General features: G+C 76.8%; 4 protein-coding genes. All 4 read right to left on the bottom strand.

Features of this window, described 5'->3' with window-relative positions; translation table 11 throughout:
• Nucleotides 1-313 (bottom strand): Na(+)/H(+) antiporter subunit B (locus tag OZN99_RS31950; protein WP_270939212.1); only part of this gene is annotated, 313 nt, incomplete at its 3' end.
• A complete protein-coding gene (locus tag OZN99_RS31945) occupies nt 310-615 on the bottom strand; it encodes a cation:proton antiporter (protein ID WP_270939211.1) in 306 nt (101 codons plus the stop codon). The genes OZN99_RS31950 and OZN99_RS31945, both read right to left, overlap by 4 nt.
• On the bottom strand, nt 612-875 hold the full coding sequence (locus tag OZN99_RS31940; protein WP_270939210.1) for a monovalent cation/H+ antiporter complex subunit F: 264 nt from the start codon (nt 873-875) through the stop codon (nt 612-614). Before OZN99_RS31940 ends, OZN99_RS31945 begins: the two co-directional genes overlap by 4 nt.
• On the bottom strand, nt 868-1,235 hold a 368-nt coding region (locus tag OZN99_RS31935), incomplete at its 5' end, for a Na+/H+ antiporter subunit E (RefSeq protein WP_270939209.1). The genes OZN99_RS31935 and OZN99_RS31940, both read right to left, overlap by 8 nt.

Here is a 1,235-nt window from a genome sequence, read left to right as displayed (position 1 = left end):
CCAGCGCGCCCGCCAGCAGGCCGGCGGCGACCGTCTGCGCGCGGCCGGGCGTCGCGGCCGAGACCTCCTCCGTCCCGCCGCGCAGCCGCACCGCCGCGACCAGCAGGATCAGGCCGGTGGCGCCCGCACCGATCGCCGCCTCGGTCAGCGCGACGTCCACGGCGCCCAGCCGTGCCCAGGCCAGGGTGAGCAGCAGCCCGAAGGCGACGAAGCCGACGACGCCGCCGAACACGCTGGGCGCAGCCAGCGTCCAGACCGCCGCCGCCAGCACCAGCAGCGCGATGGCCCCGTCCAGCAGCCAGCCAGAGATCATGCGGGCGGGTCCCGGCGCGCATCCGGGTCGCGCAGCCGCTCCGCGATCATCTGCGCCACCGTCCCCCCGGAGAGCAGCACCAGCCCCCAGACCAGCAGCATCTTCAGCGCGGCATCCCAGCCCGGCGCGAAGGGCAGCAGCCCAAGCACCACCAGGCCCAGGCCGAGGTTGTCCGCCTTGGTCAGCGCGTGCAGCCGGCTGAGCGTATCGGGAAAGCGGATCAGCCCGACCGTGCCCGCCACGAAGAACACCGCGCCGGCGGCGACCGCCAGCAGCCCGATCAGCTGCGCGAGCCCCGTCACCGCCCCTCCGCCAGCCGCGCCGCGAGCACAAAGGCGACCGAGGCGATCGCGCCCAGCAGCGCCAGCACCAGCGCCACGTCCAGAAGCGCCGCGTCGCGCATCGCCGCCGCAAGGATCAGCAGCCCCGCGATCCCGCCGGTGCAGAGCAACTGCGTCGCCATCAGCCGGTCCGACCGGCTGGGTCCGCGCAGCACGCGCCACAGCCCGGCAGCGGATGCGGCCAGGATCACCAGGGCGAGCAGCAGCAGCGCCTCAGCCACCCTGGCCCTCCCGCCCCGCCGCAGCGGCGAACAGCGCCTCCGCGGCGCGGGTTTCCGCCTCGACCGGCAGGCGCGTGTCGAGCGCGTGGACGAGGATCCGCCCCTCCCCGGCCAGCCCCGCCGGCAGCGTGCCCGGCTGCAGGCTGGACAGCAGACGGAACCCGTCGCGCACCGGGCCCGGCGGCAGGCCGGTCGGCACCGCCACCAGCCCCGGCCGGATCGGCAGCCGCGGATCGAAGACGCGGCGCGCGATGTCGATGCCGGCACCGACCGAGGCACGCAGCACGCCGAATCCGAGCCGCAGCGCCGCCACCGGCCGCAGGGCCCGGTCGGCCGGCGGGCGCAGTGCCAGGCTGGCCC

The organism is Falsiroseomonas oryzae (assembly GCF_027856955.1).
Taxonomy (GTDB): Bacteria; Pseudomonadota; Alphaproteobacteria; order Acetobacterales; family Acetobacteraceae; genus Falsiroseomonas; species Falsiroseomonas oryzae.
The sequence above is the reverse complement of the archived record's forward strand: the minus strand, read 5'-3'. Positions and strand labels throughout refer to the sequence as shown.